The sequence below is a fragment of the Spirillospora sp. NPDC052242 genome (assembly GCF_040679555.1).
Classification (GTDB): Bacteria; Actinomycetota; Actinomycetes; order Streptosporangiales; family Streptosporangiaceae; genus Spirillospora.
Genome location: NZ_JBFAUZ010000020.1, coordinates 1 through 18,719, shown reverse-complemented (window position 1 = coordinate 18,719; position 18,719 = coordinate 1). Strand labels below are relative to the sequence as shown.

At 74.5% G+C, this 18,719-nt stretch carries 17 protein-coding genes; 16 read left to right on the top strand and 1 reads right to left on the bottom strand.

Annotated elements, in window-relative coordinates; all coding sequences use genetic code 11:
* The first annotated feature begins 71 nt into the window (after window positions 1–71).
* Entirely contained in the window at window positions 72–1,967 is a 1,896-nt protein-coding gene (locus tag AB0L25_RS17860; protein WP_500173327.1) for a serine/threonine-protein kinase, read from the top strand.
* A 70-nt stretch (window positions 1,968–2,037) separates the two neighbouring features.
* On the opposite strand, the gene AB0L25_RS17855 is transcribed toward AB0L25_RS17860, so the two are convergent.
* The gene (locus AB0L25_RS17855) at window positions 2,038–3,225 is read right to left on the bottom strand and encodes a hypothetical protein (protein ID WP_500173325.1); all 1,188 of its coding nucleotides are present in this window, start codon (window positions 3,223–3,225) and stop codon (window positions 2,038–2,040) included.
* Between the two features lie 176 nt (window positions 3,226–3,401).
* Here AB0L25_RS17855 and rsmD point away from each other — a divergent pair, with 176 nt between their 5' ends.
* The 15 genes from rsmD to AB0L25_RS17780 all read left to right on the top strand — a co-directional run.
* A complete protein-coding gene (gene rsmD, locus AB0L25_RS17850; protein WP_500173323.1) occupies window positions 3,402–3,977 on the top strand; it encodes a 16S rRNA (guanine(966)-N(2))-methyltransferase RsmD in 576 nt (191 codons plus the stop codon).
* 397 nt (window positions 3,978–4,374) lie between these two features.
* On the top strand, window positions 4,375–4,857 hold the full coding sequence (gene coaD, locus AB0L25_RS17845; protein ID WP_500173321.1) for a pantetheine-phosphate adenylyltransferase: 483 nt from the start codon (window positions 4,375–4,377) through the stop codon (window positions 4,855–4,857).
* A 147-nt stretch (window positions 4,858–5,004) separates the two neighbouring features.
* The gene (locus AB0L25_RS17840; RefSeq protein ID WP_500173319.1) at window positions 5,005–5,652 is read left to right on the top strand and encodes a YceD family protein; all 648 of its coding nucleotides are present in this window, start codon (window positions 5,005–5,007) and stop codon (window positions 5,650–5,652) included.
* Between the two features lies 1 nt (window position 5,653).
* Complete coding sequence (gene rpmF, locus AB0L25_RS17835; RefSeq protein ID WP_026405302.1) at window positions 5,654–5,833, top strand: 50S ribosomal protein L32; 180 nt, start codon at window positions 5,654–5,656, stop codon at window positions 5,831–5,833.
* A gap of 348 nt (window positions 5,834–6,181) precedes the next feature.
* The gene (gene rnc, locus AB0L25_RS17830) at window positions 6,182–7,033 is read left to right on the top strand and encodes a ribonuclease III (protein WP_500173317.1); all 852 of its coding nucleotides are present in this window, start codon (window positions 6,182–6,184) and stop codon (window positions 7,031–7,033) included.
* Window positions 7,026–7,955 (top strand): bifunctional DNA-formamidopyrimidine glycosylase/DNA-(apurinic or apyrimidinic site) lyase, encoded by a 930-nt coding sequence (mutM, locus tag AB0L25_RS17825; RefSeq protein WP_500173315.1) that lies wholly within the window; start codon window positions 7,026–7,028, stop codon window positions 7,953–7,955. Before rnc ends, mutM begins: the two co-directional genes overlap by 8 nt.
* Window positions 7,956–8,030: 75 nt before the next feature.
* Entirely contained in the window at window positions 8,031–8,351 is a 321-nt protein-coding gene (locus tag AB0L25_RS17820; RefSeq protein ID WP_500173313.1) for an acylphosphatase, read from the top strand.
* A 179-nt stretch (window positions 8,352–8,530) separates the two neighbouring features.
* Entirely contained in the window at window positions 8,531–8,728 is a 198-nt protein-coding gene (locus AB0L25_RS17815) for a hypothetical protein (protein ID WP_026405305.1), read from the top strand.
* Window positions 8,729–8,998: 270 nt separating this feature from the next.
* On the top strand, window positions 8,999–12,664 hold the full coding sequence (smc, locus tag AB0L25_RS17810; RefSeq protein ID WP_500173310.1) for a chromosome segregation protein SMC: 3,666 nt from the start codon (window positions 8,999–9,001) through the stop codon (window positions 12,662–12,664).
* 371 nt (window positions 12,665–13,035) lie between these two features.
* Window positions 13,036–13,443, top strand: coding sequence for a globin domain-containing protein (locus AB0L25_RS17805; RefSeq protein WP_500173308.1), 408 nt, complete (start codon window positions 13,036–13,038; stop codon window positions 13,441–13,443).
* A gap of 25 nt (window positions 13,444–13,468) precedes the next feature.
* Window positions 13,469–14,659: a globin domain-containing protein gene (locus tag AB0L25_RS17800; RefSeq protein ID WP_500173306.1), complete on the top strand. Its 1,191-nt coding sequence runs from the start codon at window positions 13,469–13,471 to the stop codon at window positions 14,657–14,659.
* A gap of 5 nt (window positions 14,660–14,664) precedes the next feature.
* Window positions 14,665–15,426, top strand: a complete 762-nt coding sequence (locus AB0L25_RS17795; RefSeq protein ID WP_500173304.1) for a DivIVA domain-containing protein — start codon at window positions 14,665–14,667, stop codon at window positions 15,424–15,426.
* Between the two features lie 102 nt (window positions 15,427–15,528).
* Window positions 15,529–16,686 (top strand): signal recognition particle-docking protein FtsY, encoded by a 1,158-nt coding sequence (ftsY, locus tag AB0L25_RS17790; protein ID WP_500173302.1) that lies wholly within the window; start codon window positions 15,529–15,531, stop codon window positions 16,684–16,686.
* Window positions 16,687–16,941: 255 nt separating this feature from the next.
* Window positions 16,942–18,303, top strand: coding sequence for an ammonium transporter (locus AB0L25_RS17785; RefSeq protein ID WP_500173300.1), 1,362 nt, complete (start codon window positions 16,942–16,944; stop codon window positions 18,301–18,303).
* A partial coding sequence (locus AB0L25_RS17780) for a P-II family nitrogen regulator (protein WP_500173298.1) occupies window positions 18,300–18,719 on the top strand: 420 nt, incomplete at its 3' end. The genes AB0L25_RS17785 and AB0L25_RS17780, both read left to right, overlap by 4 nt.

Genomic DNA, 18,719 nt, shown 5'->3' with positions numbered 1-18,719 from the left:
TGCGGAGTGGCCATCCGGTGCCGCCGCGGGTACGAGTCCCGTGGCGGATCGCGTGCGACGGAGGAGCACCCATGACGGGCGTCGACCCCCTGCTGCCGGGGGACCCCGCGCGGCTGGGCCCGTACGAGCTGGCCGGGCGGCTGGGCGAGGGCGGGCAGAGCATCGTCTACCTGGGGCGGCGGGAGGACGGCGCGCAGGCGGCGGTCAAGCTGCTGCGCGCGCAGCTCAGCCGCAACCCCGAGTGGCGGTCGCGGTTCGAGCGCGAGCTGGGGGTGATCGGGCGGGTCGCCGGGTTCTGCACCGCGCAGGTCCTCGACGCCGACTTCTCCGGCGACACCCCGTACGTGGTGAGCGAGTACGTCCCCGGCCCGTCGCTCAGCGCGCTCGTCGGCGAGCGCGGGCCGCGCACCGGGACCGACCTGGACCGGCTCGCGATCGGCACCGTCACCGCGCTCGCCGCGATCCACCGCGCCGGGATCCTGCACCGCGACTTCAAGCCGTCGAACGTCCTGATGGGGCCGGACGGTCCGCGCGTCATCGACTTCGGCATCGCGCGGGTGCTGGGCTCGTCGTCGTCCCGGGGCAGCGGGATCATGGGGACGCCGTCCTACATGGCGCCCGAGCAGATCGCCGACGGCGACCTCGGCACGGGCGTCGACATGTTCGCGTGGGCGGCGACGATGCTCTTCGCCGCGACCGGGCGGCACCCCTTCGGCAACGACAACATCTCCGCGGTGTTCCACCGCATCCTGCAGTACGAGCCGGACATGTCCGCGCTTCCCGACTCGCTGCGCGCCGTCGTGGCGGCCTGCCTCGCCAAGGATCCGGCGCGCCGCCCGGAGGCGCAGCAGGTGCTGCTCGACCTGCTGGGCGGCGCGGCGCCGGCCGCGTCGGCCGGGCCCGGCGGCGTGCGGGACGACCGGGCGCTGAGCACCGGCGCGCAGTTCGCCGCGCCCTCGCACGTCCCCCCGCACGCCCCGACGCACCCCATGCCGCGCCCGCCCGCGCCCGCCGACCCGAACCCGCACGCCGCCCCGGGGCCGGACGCCGAACGTCCGGGGCCGTCCGCGCCGCCGTTCACGGACCCGCACGGGGCGCCGTCCACGAACCCGCGGACGTCCCCGCCCGGGGTCGGGGGGCACGCGGCGAACGCGGTCGACACCGTCCCGCCCGTGCGGCGGCGGCGCGGCCTGCGGATCGCGGCGCTCGCGCTGCCGCTGGTGCTGCTCGCCGGCGGCGGGACGACCTGGGCGGTGCTGGCCGCCGGGTCCGGCGAGCCGGACCCGCCGCCCGCCGCCGGCTCCGCCGCGCCGCCGCCCGCCGCGGCCGCCGCCGTCCGTCCGGCCGAGCACGCGATCACGACGGTGCTGAGCTTCGACCACGCCTCCTACGAGCGGAACGTGACCGCCGCGCACGGGGTGGCGACCGAGCGGTACGGCGCCGACTACGACCGGCAGCTCGCCGCCCGCGACTACCGCGCGGAACTGGAGGCGAAGGACGGCTCCGTGACCACCGACATCGCCGACTCGGCCGTCGTCTCCGCCGCCCCGGACGCGGTGACCGTGCTGGCGTACGTGAAGCGGACGGTCCGCGCGTCCGGCGCCGAGCCGGACCTCCTCGCGGACCCGATGCGCGCCACCATGGTCCGGCGCGGCGACCGCTGGCTGCTCGACACCCTCTACACGCTGAAGGCCGGGTCCCCGCGCGCCCGGACGACCGGCGCGGCGTGGCCGGGAGACCGCGCCGAGGACGTCCTGTCCGCCGTGGCGCGGCACCCGTCGATCACCGCGGGGACGATCGTGGACGCGGGCCTGCGGCCCGGCGCGTCCGGCGACGAGGTCACGGCACTGGTGGCGCTCGGCGCGTGCACGTCCGCGTGCGACGACGGGGACGGGATCGGCTTCCACCGGCTCCGGGTCGGCAGGGCCGGGGACGGCTGGCGGGTGATCGGCGCGCAGGAACTGTGAAGGGGCGCCTCCCGGCCGGGAGGCGCCCCCTCGCACGCGGAGTCAGCGGGCCTTCGTCATGAGCCCTCGGTCACGACTCCTCGGTCTCGCGCCTGCGCGTCATGGCCACCGCGGCGCCGCCGGCCGCGATGGCGGTCAGGCCGAGCGCCACCAGCGGGAGCGCGTCGGTGCCGGTGAACGGCAGTTCCTTCGGCGGCGTGAAGCCACCCGCGATCGTCCCCTCGCCGTCGCCGCTCCCGGCCGCGCCCGCCGCGCCGGCGGCGCCGGACGGCAGGTCGGGCGGCGCCGGCGACGCCGGCGCCGACGGGTCGGTGGGCAGCGGCGGGGGCTCCGGGCTCGGCGAGCCCGGGTCCTCCGGCGGGACGGGCGGAGTCGGCGGCGTCGGCGGGGTGGGCGGCGTCGGGTCCGGAGGGGTGGGCGGTGTCGGGGGAGTCGGCGGGTTCGGGGGAGTGGGCGGCGCGTCCGCGCAGCCCGAGCCGACGCAGCCGCTCAGCCCGAGCCGGGCGGAGATCGGCGTGCCCCCGGCCGCGGACGCCCGGACGCCGAGCGTCGTCCCGGCCGCGATCATCGGCGTCCCCGCCGACAGCGTCGCGCCCGTCCCGAGGTTCAGCGCGGCGCTCCCGGCGGGCGTCCCGGCGCGGGCGCCGAGTTCCGCGCCCGCCTTGACGGTGGCGTCGGCGAGCGACACGCTGCCGCCCGCCCGCAGCCGCACGCCCGTGTCGAGGTGCGGGGTGCGGATCCCGGCGGTCAGCCCGAGCCCGGCGGTCGCCGTGCGGGTCCGCTCGTCGTAGCCGAGGGCGGCGTCGAGGCGGAGTTCCAGCCCGGCGGCCTGCTCCGTCCGCTCCACCGGCGCGGCGCCGGGCTTCTGCTCCCGGCCCGATTGCCGCTCCTGCTGCGCTCGCGCCTGCCGCTTCGGCTCGGCGGGCGCGCTCGCACGGGGCGCCGTGCTCGTCTCGCTCTTCGCGCGCCCGGCGGGGGCCCCGTCGCCCGCCGTCCGCTCCGGCTCGTCGCGGTCGAGGGTCCGGACCACGGGCTCGACGGTGCGCCGCAGCGCCGCCCCCGCGTCGTTCCGCCTCGTCTCCGCCTTCCCCGTGTTCGTCGTCTTCCTGGCCTTCGCCCGCTTGGCGCCGGCCGCGCCCTTGGCCGGTTGGTCGGCCGCGGCGCGGGCGGGAGCGCGCTCGGCGGAGAGCCGGGAGGTCTCGGCGTGGGAGACGCCGCTCATGGCGGCGATGCCCAGGACCGTCGCCCCGGCCGTCACCGCCAATCTCCTACCTTGGTGCACCAGTGCTCCTGAGGGTCGGGTGGTTGCACAACCTGCGAGCACGTTGGCACGCGAAGTAGTTGCTGTGAACATCAAGAGGCCGATTTGGTGGAGGTCCACAGAAGTCGCCGCTCCCGTTTGTGACATTTTTTGGGACCGCGATACTGAGGGGCATGACACGCGTGATCGCGGGGACCGCGGGCGGGCGGCGGCTCGCCGTCCCGCCGGGACGGGACACCAGGCCGACCAGCGACCGCGCGCGCGAGGGCCTGTTCGCGACCGTCCTCGCCCTCCTCGGCCCCCTGGACGGCCTGCGCGTCGCCGACCTGTACGCCGGATCGGGCGCGGTCGGCCTCGAGGCCCTGTCGCGCGGCGCCGCGCACGCCCTGCTCGTCGAGTCGCACCCCCGCGCCGCGAAGGTGCTCCGGCAGAACGCGAAAGATCTCGGCCTGCCCGGTGCGGTGCCTTGCGCGGACAAGGTCGAACGCGTCGTCGGCCGCCCGCCCGACGCGCCCTACGACCTGATCTTCGCCGACCCCCCGTACGCGCTGCCCGACGCCGCCGTCACCGAGCTGCTCGACGCCCTGCGCGACCACGGCTGGACGGCGCCGGACGCGCTCGTCGTCGTCGAGCGCGCGGCGCGCGGCCCGGCGCTGCGCTGGCCGGAGGGATACGAGGCCGACCGGGACCGCCGGTACGGGGAGGCGGTGTTCTGGTACGGCACCGCCACCGGCGGGGAGCGGGCGTGATCTTCGGCGTCCGCCGCACGGGTGATCGCGCCCGCCGCGCGCCGCGGACGGCACCACCGTCGGGGAGGCGTCGCCCGAGCGGTTCGCGCGCCCGCTGACCTCCGGGGAGGCCGCCGACCTGCGGGCCATGATGGAGGCCGTGGTCGAACGCGGGACGCCCCGCGAGGACCCCGGTACGCGGTCGCGGTGATGACCGAGGCGCCCGGCGCCGGCATCGAGTCCGGCCCGATCGCCGCGGAGATCATCGATGCGCTCGCGGCGTGACCGTCCGCCCCGGCCCCGACGCCGCACCGGGACGCGCCCGGGACGGACCGCCGAGCCCGGGTGAAAGCGGGCAGAATGGGATTTGGTACGTTCGCGCCGCAGGTCAGAAACCGGGAACGAAGGGGTTCGCGCCGTGCGCCGTGTCGTCTGTCCGGGATCGTTCGACCCCGTGACCAATGGTCATCTCGATATCATCAGCCGCGCCTCCAGCCTGTACGACGAGGTGGTCGTCGCAGTGCTGATCAACAAGAACAAGAAGAGCCTGTTCACCGTCGACGAGCGCGCGGACATGATCTCCGAGGTGACCAAGGGCTACGGCAACGTCCGCGTCGACAAGTTCTACGGCCTGACCGTGGACTACTGCAAGGAACAGAACATCCCGGTCATCGTCCGGGGGCTCCGCGCCGTCAGCGACTACGAGTACGAGCTGCAGATGGCGCAGATGAACCACCGCATCGCCGGCGTCGAGACCCTCTTCATGGCGACGAACCCCGAGTACGCCTTCCTCTCCTCCAGCCTGATGAAGGAGGTCGCGAAGTTCGGCGGCGACATCTCCGGCCTCGTTCCCGACAGCGTCCGCGACCGGCTCGTCGAGCGGCTCCGCGAGACCGGCTAGCCGGGACGCGCGCGGGCGGGGCGCGGCGGCGGCCCGGCGGCGGCCCGGCGGCGGGGCCGATCCGCTGGTGGGAGGGCCGCGAGTTGGGGACGGTGCCCGGCGTTCGGTACCCTGGGACATCGGCCATCACCAAAGGCCTTGATTCCCATGCCTCACGAAAGCAGGATTCCGCTGACACGCCTCGACCCCAATGCGCCGCTCGTGCTCGACACTCGGGCTCTCGGCAGGCAACCCGGGTCGTCGCGCGAGGAGCACCTGACCGTGCCGGCTCCGGAGGATTTCGGTGTGGAGATGGTGGGCGTCCCCGAGGGCGCCGCGCTCGAGCTGGACCTCCGGCTCGAGGCGGTGCTGGAGGGGGTGCTCGTCACCGGCACGGCGACGGTTCCCCTCGAAGGGGAGTGCGCCCGCTGCCTCGACCCGATCGCCTCGACGTTCGAGGCGGACTTCCAGGAGCTCTTCGTCTATCCTGACACCCGCTCCGGCGGGAACGCCGATGACGACGAGCTCTACCTCGAGGACGATCTGATCGACCTCGAACCGCTGCTCCGAGACGCGGTGGTGCTCGCGCTGCCGCTCTCGCCGCTGTGCCGGGACGACTGTCCCGGCCTGTGCGCGGAGTGCGGGGTCCGGCTGGCCGACGCCGGTCCGGACCACCGGCACGACGTCGCCGACCCCCGGTGGGCGGCACTGCGGGACATCGCCGCCGACATGGCGGGCGACGCCCCGGAGCGGGGGAGCGGGAGCCCAGGCGCCCGCGGTTCATCCGACCGACGAGAAGGAAAGCAGGAGGGCTGACGTGGCCGTCCCGAAGCGGAAGAAGTCCCGCAGCAACACGCGGCACCGGCGCGCGCAGTGGAAGACCGCGGCGCCGACCCTGGTCGACTGCCCGACGTGCCGCGACAAGAAGCTGCCCCACACCGCCTGCGCGACGTGCGGCACCTACGACCGGCGGCAGGTCATCACCCCGTCGGCCTGAGTCTTCCTCGCATCCCGGGGGGCGGCCCCGCGCACACGGCGCGGTCCGCCCCTCCAGGTGCGTGAAGGCACGACCACCCCGGCGCGCGACGTCGGCGTGGTGTCCGGCACGGCGGCCCGTGCCCGGAGCCGTGGTGCACGCCGGGATCAGCCGAACCGGCGCGCACCTCGTCTTCGCGGACCTCGCCGCGGGGCGACCGCCCCGCCCGGCCGGCCCGTCCGTCCCCGTGCGGGACGGCCCCGGGCCGTCCGTCCTCGTGCCGCGCCCTCCGCCGTCCCCGGCCTTCCGGCCGCGCGCCATCGAGGCGACCGCGCGTCCGCGCGGCGCACGGCCTGCGAGGAGGGCCCGTTGAGCGCCAAGAAGTCCGACCCCGCGCCCGACCGCGCGGAACTGACCCGCGCCCTCGGCGTCGAGGTCGACGACGCGCTGCTGGAGCGCGCGCTGACGCACCGTTCGTACGCGTACGAGAACGGCGGCCTGCCCACCAACGAGCGCCTGGAGTTCCTCGGCGACTCGGTGCTGGGCCTCGTCGTCACCGACACCCTGTACCGGGGGCACCCCGACCTGCCCGAGGGGCATCTGGCGAAGCTGCGCGCCGCCGTCGTCAACATGCGGGCGCTCGCGGGCGTCGCGCGCGGCCTCGGCGTCGGCGCGCACATCCGGCTGGGCCGCGGCGAGGAGGGCACCGGCGGCCGCGACAAGGCCTCGATCCTCGCCGACACCCTCGAGGCGCTGATCGGCGCCGTCTACGTCGACCGGGGCCTGGACGACGCGTCCGCGCTCGTCCACCGGCTGTTCGACGCCCTCATCACCCGCTCGGCGGGCCTCGGCGCCGGCCTGGACTGGAAGACGTCCCTGCAGGAGCTCACGGCCGTCGAGGAACTCGGCGTCCCCGAGTACCACGTCGCCGAGAGCGGCCCCGACCACCAGAAGACGTTCCGGGCGTCGGTGCGGGTCGGCGGCGAGACCTACGGGTCCGGGGAGGGCCGCAGCAAGAAGGAGGCGGAGCAGCACGCCGCCGAGGCCGCCTGGAACGCCATCCGCGACATGGCCGCCGCGCGGGAGAACGCCGAGAAGGCGGGCGCCGACCCGGCCGCCGGCGAGCAGCCCGCCGCCGGGACGGACGGGACGGGAGCCGGTGCCGCGTCCGGCGCGGGGAACGGCCGGGGTTCGCGTCCCGCCGGGCTCACCGGTGCCTGAGCTGCCCGAGGTCGAGGTCGTCCGGCGGGGCCTCGACCGCTGGACGACCGGCCGGACCGTCGAGAAGGCCGAGGTGCTGCACCCCCGCGCGGTGCGCCGCCACGAGGCCGGGCCGGCCGACTTCGCCGGGCGCCTCGCCGGACGCACCGTCCTCGCGCCGCGCCGCCGCGGCAAGTACCTGTGGCTGCCGCTCGCGGACGGCCCGGGCGCGGCGCCGTCCGAGGCGCTGCTGGCCCACCTCGGGATGAGCGGGCAGCTGCTCGTCGGCGAACCGGGCCGGGAGCCGCAGAAGCACCTGCGGGTGCGGATCGCGTTCACCGCCGGCCCCGCCGCCGACCCCCTCGACCTGCGGTTCGTCGACCAGCGGACGTTCGGGCACCTGATGGTCGCCGACCTCGTCCCCGACGCCGTCGCGGGCGCCGCCGAGCCCGCGCCGGACGGCGCCGGGCTCGTCCCCGCGCCCATCGTGCACATCGCCGCCGACCCCCTCGAGGCGGCCTTCGACGGCGACGCGCTGTACCGGGCGCTGCGGCGCCGCAAGACCGGGATCAAGCGCGCGCTCCTCGACCAGTCGCTGGTCAGCGGCGTCGGCAACATCTACGCGGACGAGGCGCTGTGGCGGGCGCGGCTGCACTGGGCGCGGCCGACGGAGACGCTGACGCGCGCCGAGGCGGCCCGGATCGTCCAGGCCGCGCAGGACGTGATGAGCGCGGCGCTCGCGGTCGGCGGGACGTCGTTCGACAGCCTGTACGTCGACGTGAACGGCGACAGCGGCTACTTCGAGCGCTCCCTGGACGCCTACGGCCGCCGGGACGAGCCGTGCCGCCGCTGCGGGACGCCGATCCGGCGCGACGAGTTCATGAACCGGTCGTCCTACAGCTGTCCCGTGTGCCAGCCGCGCCCGCGCCGCGGGCGGTACTAGGGTTCCCTGGTCGGCGGGGGTCGCCGGCGTGATCGACCGCGTGATCGACCGCGTGATCGACGAGGGGGGACGCGAATGAGCGACGACGAGGCGGTGCGGCTCACCGCATGGGTGCGGGGCCGCGTGCAGGGCGTCGGGTTCCGCTGGTGGGTGCGGGCGCGCGCGCTGGAACTCGGCCTGGTCGGGAGCGCGTCGAATTTGAGCGACGGCCGCGTCGAAGTGGTGGCCGAGGGGCCGCGCGGGAAATGCCGCAGCCTCCTGGAGATGCTGCACCCCGACGCCGCGTCCGCCGGTGCGCTGCCGCCCGATGGCCCCGGCCGTCCGGGCGCCGTGACGGGCGTGACGGAACGGTGGAGCGAGCCGCGTGGGACGGCCGAGGGTTTCGAGGAACGGTGACCGGGTAGGGAAGTCCGGTTTGTACCTGCTAAACTAGATGGTGAAAGGTTGTTACCGGCCTGTGATGTGCGTCTTGACCAGGACAGCGGCCGGTGCGACTCTAGACGATACGCGCACCAACATCAGTTGCTTCTCGTGCGCGATCCCTGCTGGTTGCTCAGCGTGGAGGACCTTTAGTCATGGCGAAGGCTCTACTCGGCCACGTCGGCGGTCCCGACCCCCGGATGGTCGCGGAGATGCGGCGCCTTCAGCAGCGCGTACGCGACCTGGAAGCCGAACTCGTACGGCTCCAGGCGGAGAACGACGCGCTCGCGACGGCGAACGAAGACGACGTGATGTCGCTCGCGGTGAAGGACCGTGAACCGGCGCTGACCTGATCGGCGTCGCAGAACCGATCGAACAGGGACGCCGGGGTTCTGGCGTCCCTAAAGTTTGCCCCAACGTCACCGGCGCGGCAGCAGGTCACCGGTCGCGCCGACCGGTATCCTCCTCGGAATGCCCGGCCCCCGCGCGGCGTGACCCGTGACGCGAGCGGGGACGGCGACTGAGCACCGGGCCCGGCGGGGGAGGCCCTCCGGCGCCGCGAGCGGCGCGCGCCCCGTCCCGACGGTCCCCCGGCACACCGACCGGAGGAGGACGGCGAGCGCGTGTATTTGAAGAGCCTGACGTTGCGCGGCTTCAAGTCCTTCGCGTCGTCGACCACGCTGAAGTTCGAGCCCGGCATCACCGCCGTCGTGGGGCCCAACGGGTCCGGCAAGTCCAACGTCGTGGACGCGCTCGCGTGGGTGATGGGCGAGCAGGGCGCGAAGTCGCTGCGCGGCGGCAAGATGGAGGACGTCATCTTCGCCGGCACGGCGAACCGGGCGCCGCTCGGCCGCGCCGAGGTCGTGCTGACGATCGACAACGCCGACGGCGCGCTGCCCATCGACTACACCGAGGTCACGATCAGCCGGCTGATGTTCCGGTCGGGCAGCAGCGAGTACGCGATCAACGGCGACTCGTGCCGGCTGCTCGACATCCAGGAACTCCTGTCGGACTCCGGCATCGGCCGGGAGATGCACGTCATCATCGGGCAGGGGCAGCTCGACCGGGTGCTGCACTCGGGTCCCGAGGGCCGCCGCGCGGTGATCGAGGAGGCGGCGGGCGTCCTCAAGCACCGCAAGCGCAAGGAGAAGGCGCTGCGGAAGCTCGACGCGATGCAGGGCAACCTCACCCGCGTCCAGGACCTGACGGGCGAGCTGCGCCGCCAGCTGAAGCCGCTCGGCAAGCAGGCGGAGATCGCGCGGAAGGCCGCGGTGATCCAGGCCGACCTGCGGGACGCGCGGCTGCGGCTGCTCGCGGACGACCTGGTCGCGCTGCGCACGAAGCTGGAGCAGGAGGCCGCCGACGAGGCGCAGATCCGCGAGCGGCGCACCGAGACCGAGCGGGCGCTCGCGCAGGCGCAGGAGCGCGAGGAGGCGCTGGAGGCCGAGGAGGCCGTCGCGGCGCCGAAGCTGAAGCAGGTGCAGGACACCTGGTACCGGCTGTCGGCGCTGCAGGAGCGGCTGCGCGGCGTCGCCGACCTCGCGGCGGAGCGGCACCGCAACGCCGCCGAGGCGCGGGAGGACGAGCGGCGCGGGCGCGACCCCGAGGACATGGAGCGCGAGGCCGCCGAGATCCGCGAGCAGGAGGAGATGCTGCGCGCCGCCCTGGACGAGGCGCAGGACGGGCTCGCCGACGCCGTGCAGGAGCGGACGGGCGTCGAGGAGGCCCTCGCCGGCGAGGAGCGGCGGCTGCAGGCCGCCGCGCGCGCCGCCGCCGACCGCCGCGAGGAGCTGGCGCGGCTGCGCGGCCGGGTCGAGGCGCTGCGCAGCAAGGCAGCCGCGGGACGGTCCGAGATCGGGCGGCTCGTCGAGGCGCGGGACGAGGCGGAGCGGCGGGCCGAGACCGCGCACGCCGAGTTCGAGGCGTTCGAGGCGGAGGTCGTCGACGACCCGGAGCTGGCCGCCGAGCACGAGGCCGCGCAGGAGGCGCTCGCCACCGCCAAGGACGCCGCCGAGCGGGCGCGCGACGGGGTGGCGGGGCCGCGCGGCGCCGTCAAGGAGGCGCGGCAGGCCATCGCGGCGGCGCGCAGCGCCGACCAGGCCGCGCAGAAGAAGGTCACGGCCCTGCAGGCGCGCATCGAGGCGCTGAACCTGACGCTGTCGGCCGCCGCCGACGGCGGCGAGGCGCTGCTGGAGGCGGGTTCCGACGGGTCCCTCGACGGGGTGCTCGGCACGGTCGCGTCGCTGCTGACCGTCCGGCCCGGGTACGAGACGGCGGTCGCGGCGGCGCTCGGGAACGCGGCCGAGGCCGTCGCGGTCGGTTCGCTGGACACCGCCGAGGCGGCGCTGGCGCTGCTGCGCTCCCGCGACGCGGGACGCGCGGGCCTGCTCGTCGGCGGCGGGCCGAACGGGGACGCGTCCGCGCGGCTCGACGGCGTCGACTACGCGATCGACGCCGTGACCGTCCCGGACGGCGTCCGGCACGCCCTCGCGCACCTGCTGCGCGACGTCGCGGTCGTCGACGACGTCGCGGCCGCCGCCGCGCTCGTCCGGCGGGAGCCCGCGCTGCGCGCCGTCACCCGCGACGGGGAGCTCGTCGGCGCGCACTGGGCGCAGGGCGGCGCGGCGGGCGGCGCGCAGAGCCTGCTGGAGATGCGGACGACCCTCGACCGGGCCGCCGAGGACCTCGCGGCCGCCGAGACCGCCGCCGAGACCGCCGCGGCCGGGCTGGCCGCCGCGACGGAGGCCGAGCAGTCGGCGCAGTCCGCGCTGGAGGCCGCGGAGGCCGCCGCGACCGAGGCCCAGACCGGGGTGAACCGGGCGCAGTCCGACCTCGACCGGGTCCGCGCGCGCGTCCGGGAGTTCGAGGCGCGGGCCGCGCAGGAGGCCAAGCGCGCCGCCCGGCTGGAGGCCGACGTCCGCGCCGCGCGCGGCGAGGCGGAGCGGCTCACCAAGTCGCTGGACGCCGCGAACGAGTCCCTCGCGCAGGACGTGGCGGCCGCCGACGACCTGGCCCTGCGGCTCGCCGAGGCCGAGGAGGCCGCCGACGTCGCCGACGAGGCCGGGCACGACACCGAGGCGCGCGACGAGCTGAACGCGCGCGTCCAGGAGCTGCGGTCGGCCGAGATGGAGGCGCGGCTGTCGGTCCGGACGGCCGAGGAGCGCGTGCAGGCCATCGCGGGGCGCGCCGACGCGCTGGAGCGCGGCGCCCGCCGGGAGCGCGAGGAGCGGGCCCGCGCCGCCGAGCGCCGCGCCCGCCGCGAGATGCAGGCCCGCGTCGCCAAGGCCGTCCTCGCGGGCGCCCGGGCGGCGCTGGAGCGCATCGAGCTGTCGCTGGCGGCGGCCGTGCGGCGTCGCGAGGCGGCCGAGGAGGCCCGCGCGGCGCGCGAGGCCGAACTGAAGGTCGTCCGGAACCAGGTGCGGGAGCTGTCGGCGACGCTGGAGCGCCTCGTGAACGTCGTGCACGGCAACGAGGTGGCGCGCGCCGAGCAGCGGCTCCGGCTGGAGCAGCTCGAGCAGCGCGCGATGGACGAGTTCGGGCTGGAGGTCGACGCGCTCGTCGGCGAGTACGGGCCGGACGTCCCCGTGCCGCCCGGTCCGGACGCGGGCGACGAGGCGGCGCCCGTCCCGTACGAGCGGGCGGTGCAGGAGAAGCGCGCGAAGACGGCCGAGCGGCAGCTCAACCAGCTCGGCAAGGTCAACCCGCTCGCGCTGGAGGAGTTCGCGGCGCTGGAGGAGCGGCACGCGTTCCTCAACTCCCAGCTCGAGGACCTGAAGAAGACGCAGCGCGAGCTGCTCGGCCTCGTCAAGGAGGTCGACGAGCGGGTGCAGCAGGTGTTCGGCGCCGCCTACGCCGACACCGCCCGCGAGTTCGAGCGGATCTTCGCGCGGCTGTTCCCCGGCGGCGAGGGCAGCCTGTCGCTCACCGAGCCCGAGGACATGCTGGCCACCGGCGTGGAGGTCGCGGCGCGGCCGCCGGGCAAGAAGGTGAAGCGGCTGTCGCTGCTGTCGGGCGGGGAGCGGTCCCTGGTCGCGATCGCGTTCCTGGTCGCGGTGTTCAAGGCCCGGCCGTCCCCGTTCTACGTGCTGGACGAGGTCGAGGCGGCGCTGGACGACACCAACACCCAGCGGCTGATCACCGTTTTCGAGGAGCTGCGCGAGTCGTCCCAGCTGATCATCATCACGCACCAGAAGCGGACGATGGAGGGCGCGGACGCCCTGTACGGCGTGAGCATGCGCGGCGACGGCGTCACGCAGGTGGTTAGCCAGCGCCTCCGCGAGGACGACTAGGGCCGCGGGGCGCACACGTTCCGGCGCGGGTCGCCGTCCGAAAAGGCATTTCCGGAATGTCTGAATTGGCGGGCGGATGTTCGTTGTTCTGCGGGGAAAATCACTCTGTCCCTAGCAATGCGGGCGCGCGATGCGCGCGGGGCGGCGCGGCGGTCCCGCGGCCATCACCGCAGGACCGTGCGCGATGCGGGACGGCCGCGCCGAAAATGCCGAATAAGTCTCACATTAATTGGTACGGACGGTGATCGCGCCGCGACGGTCGCGGGCTTGTGTCCCGCCGATTCGATCCACTACGCATGTGCCCCGTGGTTCTCGGGACCCCTCATTCCGGACACCCCGCCCGGGACGGAGGACCACTGGAGAGGTGTGCCATGGACGCGCGGCGTCTCAAGGAGAACTTCGCCCTCGTGGGCGGCAACGGGATCGACGTGGCGGAGTACTTCTACGCCGACCTGTTCGAGAAGAACCCGCAGCTCAGGTCGCTGTTCAGCGGCGCGATGGCCAAGCAGCACGAGAAGCTGCTGACCGCGCTGTCGCACATCGTGGAGTCCGTGGACGACGAGGCGGAACTCGTCCCGTACCTGCGGGACCTCGGCCGCCGCCACACCGGGTTCGGCGTCGCCGCCGAGTACTACCCGCACGTCGGCGCCAGCCTGATCGCCACCCTCGCCCACTTCAGCGGCCCGGCGTGGAACGCGGACCTGGAGCGGGACTGGACGGCCGCCTACGGCGTCGTCGCCCAGGTCATGCAGGAGGCCGCCGCCGAGCCCGTCGCCTGACGGCGTCCGACCGGCTCCCACCACCGTGGACGCACAACGCCTCAAGGACAGCTTCGCGCAGGTCGCGCGGCACGGAGACTCCGTCGCGCTCTTCTTCTACGCCGACCTGTTCGTCCGCAACCCGCACCTGCGCGACATGTTCCCGATCGGGATGACCGGCCAGCGCGACAAGCTCCTGCGCGCCCTCGGGACGATCGTGGCGCGGGTCGACGACCTGCCGAGCCTCGTCCCGTTCCTGCAGCAGCTCGGCCGCGACCACCGCCGGTTCGGCATCATCGCCGAGCACTACCCGCACGTCGGTGCCAGCCTCCTCACCACGCTGCGGCACTTCTCCGGCCCCGCCTGGAGCGACGACCTCGAGAGCGACTGGAACGCCGCCTACAGCCTCGTCGCCAAGGTCATGCTGGAGGCCGCCGACGAGGACGCCCTCAGCCGTCCCGCGTGGTGGAACGGGCAGGTCGTCGGCGTCGAGCGCCGCCGCTTCGACATCAGCGTCCTGCGGGTGCAGCCCGACCGGCCGCTCCCGTACCTGCCCGGCCAGTCGGTGGCGCTGGAGGTGCCCTCCCGGCTGCGGCACTGGCGCTACTACTCGCCGGCCAACGCGCCGCGCCCCGACAACACCGTCGACTTCCACGTCCGGCTGGTCGACGGCGGCCCGGTCAGCCCCGTGCTGGTGCGCGGGACGCAGGTCGGCGACCGCGTCCGGATGGGCGCCCCGATCGGCACGCTCACGCTGGACGAGTCGTCCTCCCGCGACGTCCTGCTCGTCGCGGGCAGCACCGGACTCGCGCCGCTCAAGGCGATCCTCGAGCAGATCGCCGGCCGGCCGTCGCCGCCCCGGGTGCACCTGTTCTTCGGCGCCCGCGACCGCGACGGCCTCTACGACCTCGAGGACCTGACCAAGAAGGCCGGGGACCTGCCCTGGCTGACCGTCGTGCCCGCCGTGTCGGACGAGGCGGCCGGGCACGGCTTCTCCACGCTGCTCCAGTCGGGGACGCCCCAGGCCGGGCCGACGGGCCTGTTCCGGGAGGGCGGTGACGGCGTCGAGCACGGGACCGTCGCCGACGTCGTCGCCCGCCGCGGCCCCTGGACCGGCCACGACGCCTACGTGTGCGGATCGGCCGAGATGGTGCGCGGCACCGTCGAGCGGCTCGTCCAGCTCGGCGTCGAGCGCGCGCGCATCAGGCTGGAATCCTTCGCAGACGCCGAGAGGTGACCCCGTTGAACTCCCCGAACCTTCCCGTCGTCTCCCAGGGGACGCGGCTGACCCCGGGCGAACTCCAGTCGGTGGTGTTCGCGCGGGCCGCGCTGGGCCGCCGCGGGTACGACGAGGACCAGGTGCGCAACTTCCTGCAGTACGTCGAGCGGGAACTCGTCCAGATCTTCAGCGAGAAGGCGGCGCTGGCCGAGGAGGTCGACCGGCTGCGCGCCCGTGTCGGCTCGGCCGCCGCGGGCGGCGCCGACCCGGGGCAGGGGGCCGGCGGCCCGGGCGTGATGGCGCCCCAGGACGCCCACTTCCAGGCCGTCCGGATCCTGTCCCAGGCGCAGCAGACCGCCGACCTCTACGTCGCCGACGCCGAGCGGTACACGCGCGAGCTGGCCCACGAGGCCCGGCTGCACCGCGAGGCGATCCTGTCCGACGCCAAGGGCCGCGCCGAGCAGATGCTGGAGGAGGCCCACCGCCGCGCCGCCGCGATCGCCGACGCCGCCGTGCGCGAGGCCGAACGGGCCCCCGCGCCCGCCGAACCGGCGCCCGCCGCACCCGCGGCGCCGTCCGGGGGCGGGTCCGGCGGTGACATGGACCCGGACGAGCGGCACCGCCTGGAGCGCGAGATCGCCTACCTGCGCACCTACAGCGACGTCTACCGCAACCACCTGCGCACCTACCTCGAGGCGCTGCTGCGCAACGTCGACGAGTGGGAGGGCTCCGAACGGGCATCTGTCCCGGGAGGAGCCCCGGAGCCGCCACGACTCCGGGGCTGATCACGTGCGTTCGGGACCGGGCGCGCGGCGGGGCGGTCGCGCGTCCGGTACAGCGTGTTCGGCACCGGCGCGCCGGTCTGGAAAACTGGGGGCGTTATGGGAATGGAATACCTGATCCTCATCGCCGTGCTGGTCGTCGTCGGCCTGATCGTCGGCGGTTTCCTGCTGCTGCGGCCGGGCCGCATCAAGCCGCGGCCGCCCGCCGAGGAGCCCACGGAGGAGCGGCGCGGCGGCGCGACCGCCGTCGACGAGGCGGAGGGGACGGCCCCGACGCTCGAACGGGCGCCGCCCACGGAGGCCCCCGCCCCGCCGCCCACGGTCGAGATCGAGAAGCCGCCGCCCGGCGCGGGCCGCCTCGTCCGGCTGCGCGCCCGGCTCGCCCGCTCCCAGAACGCCTTCGGCAAGACCCTCCTCGGGCTGCTGTCGCGCGAGACCCTCGACGACGACGCCTGGGAGGAGATCGAGGACACCCTCATCACCGCCGACATGGGCGCCGCCGTGGCCTCGCAGGTCACCGACGAGCTGCGCACGCGCGTCCAGGTCCTCGGCACCCGCGACGTCGCCGAGGTCCGGGCGCTGCTGAAGGAGGAGCTGGTCAAGCAGATCGGCCCCGACCTGGACCGCTCGCTGAACACCGGCCCGCACGGCGGACGGCCCGCCGTGCTGATGGTCGTCGGCGTCAACGGCACCGGCAAGACCACCACCTGCGGCAAGCTCGCCCGCGTCCTCGTCGGCGACGGCCGCACCGTGCTGCTCGGCGCCGCCGACACCTTCCGCGCCGCCGCCGCTGACCAGCTCGAGACGTGGGGCACGCGCGTCGGCGCCCAGGTCGTCCGCAAGGACGAGGGCGCCGACCCGGCCAGCGTCGCGTTCGACGCCGTCAAGCAGGGCATCGACACCAAGGTCGACGTCGTCATCGTCGACACCGCCGGCCGGCTGCACACCAAGACCGGGCTGATGGACGAGCTCGGCAAGGTCAAGCGCGTCGTGGAGAAGCAGGCCCAGGTCGACGAAGTCCTGCTCGTCCTGGACGCCACGACCGGCCAGAACGGCATGCAGCAGGCCCGCGTGTTCGCCGAGGTCGTCAACGTCACCGGCGTCGTCCTGACGAAACTGGACGGGACGGCGAAGGGCGGCATCGTCGTCCAGGTGCAGCGCGAACTCGGCGTCCCGGTGAAGCTCGTCGGGCTCGGCGAGGGCCCGGACGACCTGGCGCCGTTCGAACCGGAGGCGTTCGTCGACGCGATCCTCGGCGACTGACCCCCGGGTCCCGTACCCCTCGGAGCCCCGCCCGCCCCGGCGCGCGGGGCTCCTTCCTTCCCGGGACACGCGGGATTTCGGGCCTTTTCGGCCCTCACAGCCGCCGGAACGCGCCTGTGAGGCGTCGGAAACAGACCGGCAACATGGCCGGTGCCCATTTCACACCGCGGAAACGCGAGAGCCCCCGGAGCGAAACGGCCGAGGCCCAATCTCTGAACAGTTCGTTTTCCCCGGCGAGGAGGGGCACTGGCAGAGATGACAGTCGACAGCGGAAGCACCGCATGGATGTTGACGAGCACCGCGCTCGTCCTCCTGATGACACCGGGCCTGGCCTTCTTCTACGGGGGCATGAGCCGGGCCAAGAGCGTGCTCAACATGATGATGATGAGCTTCGTCTCGATCGCCGTCGCGGGCATGGTCTGGGTCGTGTACGGATACTCGCTCGCGTTCACGTCGGGCGGATCCCTCAGCTCGTTCATCGGCGGATTCGGCGACTGGGGCCTGGTCGGCCTCGAGAACGTCGCGACCGCCGACGACGGCAGCGGCATCCCGCAGCTGGTGTTCGTCGCGTTCCAGGCGACGTTCGCCATCATCACGGTCGCGCTCATCAGCGGCGCCGTCGCGGACCGTGCCAAGTTCGGGGCCTGGGTCCTGTTCATCCCGGTCTGGGTGACGCTCGTGTACCTGCCGATCGCGCACTGGGTGTGGTGGTCGGACGGCGAGGAGGGCGGCCAGGCCGGCTGGATCTTCGAGCTCGGCGCCCTCGACTTCGCGGGCGGCACCGTCGTGCACATCAACGCCGGCGTCGCGGCCCTCGCGCTCGCGCTCGTCCTCGGCAAGCGCAAGGGCTGGCCGAAGGACCCGATGCGCCCGCACAACCTCCCGTTCGTCCTCCTCGGCGCCGGGCTGCTGTGGTTCGGCTGGTTCGGGTTCAACGCCGGGTCCGCGCTGTCGGCCGGCTCGACCGCCGCGGTCGCGTTCATCAACACGATCGTCGCCACCTGCGCCGCCGCGTTCGCCTGGATCATCGTCGAGAAGCTGCGGGACGGCTCGTCCACCACGCTCGGCCTCGCGTCCGGCATCGTCGCGGGGCTCGTCGCGATCACCCCGGCGTGCGCGTTCGTCACCCCGCTCGGCGCCATCGCCATCGGGCTCATCGCCGGGGCGATCTGCGCCTTCGCGGTCAGCCTCAAGTACAAGCTGGGCTACGACGACTCCCTCGACGTCGTCGGCGTCCACCTGGTCGGCGGCATCGTCGGCGCCCTGCTGATCGGCATCGTGGCCACCACGGCCGTCAACGACGCCGGCGCGGACGGGCTGCTGGCCGGCGGCGGCCTCGGCCTCCTCGGCAAGCAGGCCCTCGCGGTCGTCGCGACGCTGGCCTACTCGTTCGTCGTCACCTTCGTGATCGCCAAGGTCATCGACCTGGTGATGGGCTTCCGGATCAGCGAGGACGACGAGCTCGCGGGCATCGACCGCACCGCGCACGCCGAGACCGCCTACGACTTCGGCGCCGTCCGCGCCGGATCGGGCGCCACGGCCGCGGCCGTCCCGCCCGTGCACCAGGATGCGGCGCAGGAGTCGCAGGACGAGACCAGGGAAGAGGTGCGGGGATGAAGCTCGTCACCGCGGTGATCAAGCCGTTCAAGCTGGACGAGGTCAAGGCGGCCCTCGAGACGTTCGGGGTGCGCGGCATGACCGTCAGCGAGGCCAGCGGCTACGGCCGGCAGAAGGGCCACACCGAGGTCTACCGGGGCGCCGAGTACAAGGTCGACCTGGTGCCCAAGCTCCGCATCGAGGTGCTGGTGGACAGCGAGGACGCCGACGACATCATCGACGTGCTCGTGAAGGCCGCCCGCACCGACAAGATCGGCGACGGCAAGGTCTGGGCGGTCCCGGTCGACACGGTCGTCCGGGTCCGGACCGGCGAGACCGGCCCGGACGCGCCCTTCGGCGAGCACGTAGACCAGGGCCCCGGGGATCAGCCGCCCGGTGTAGCCCCCTTCGGCGGCGTGGCGCGCGTCGTAGAACAG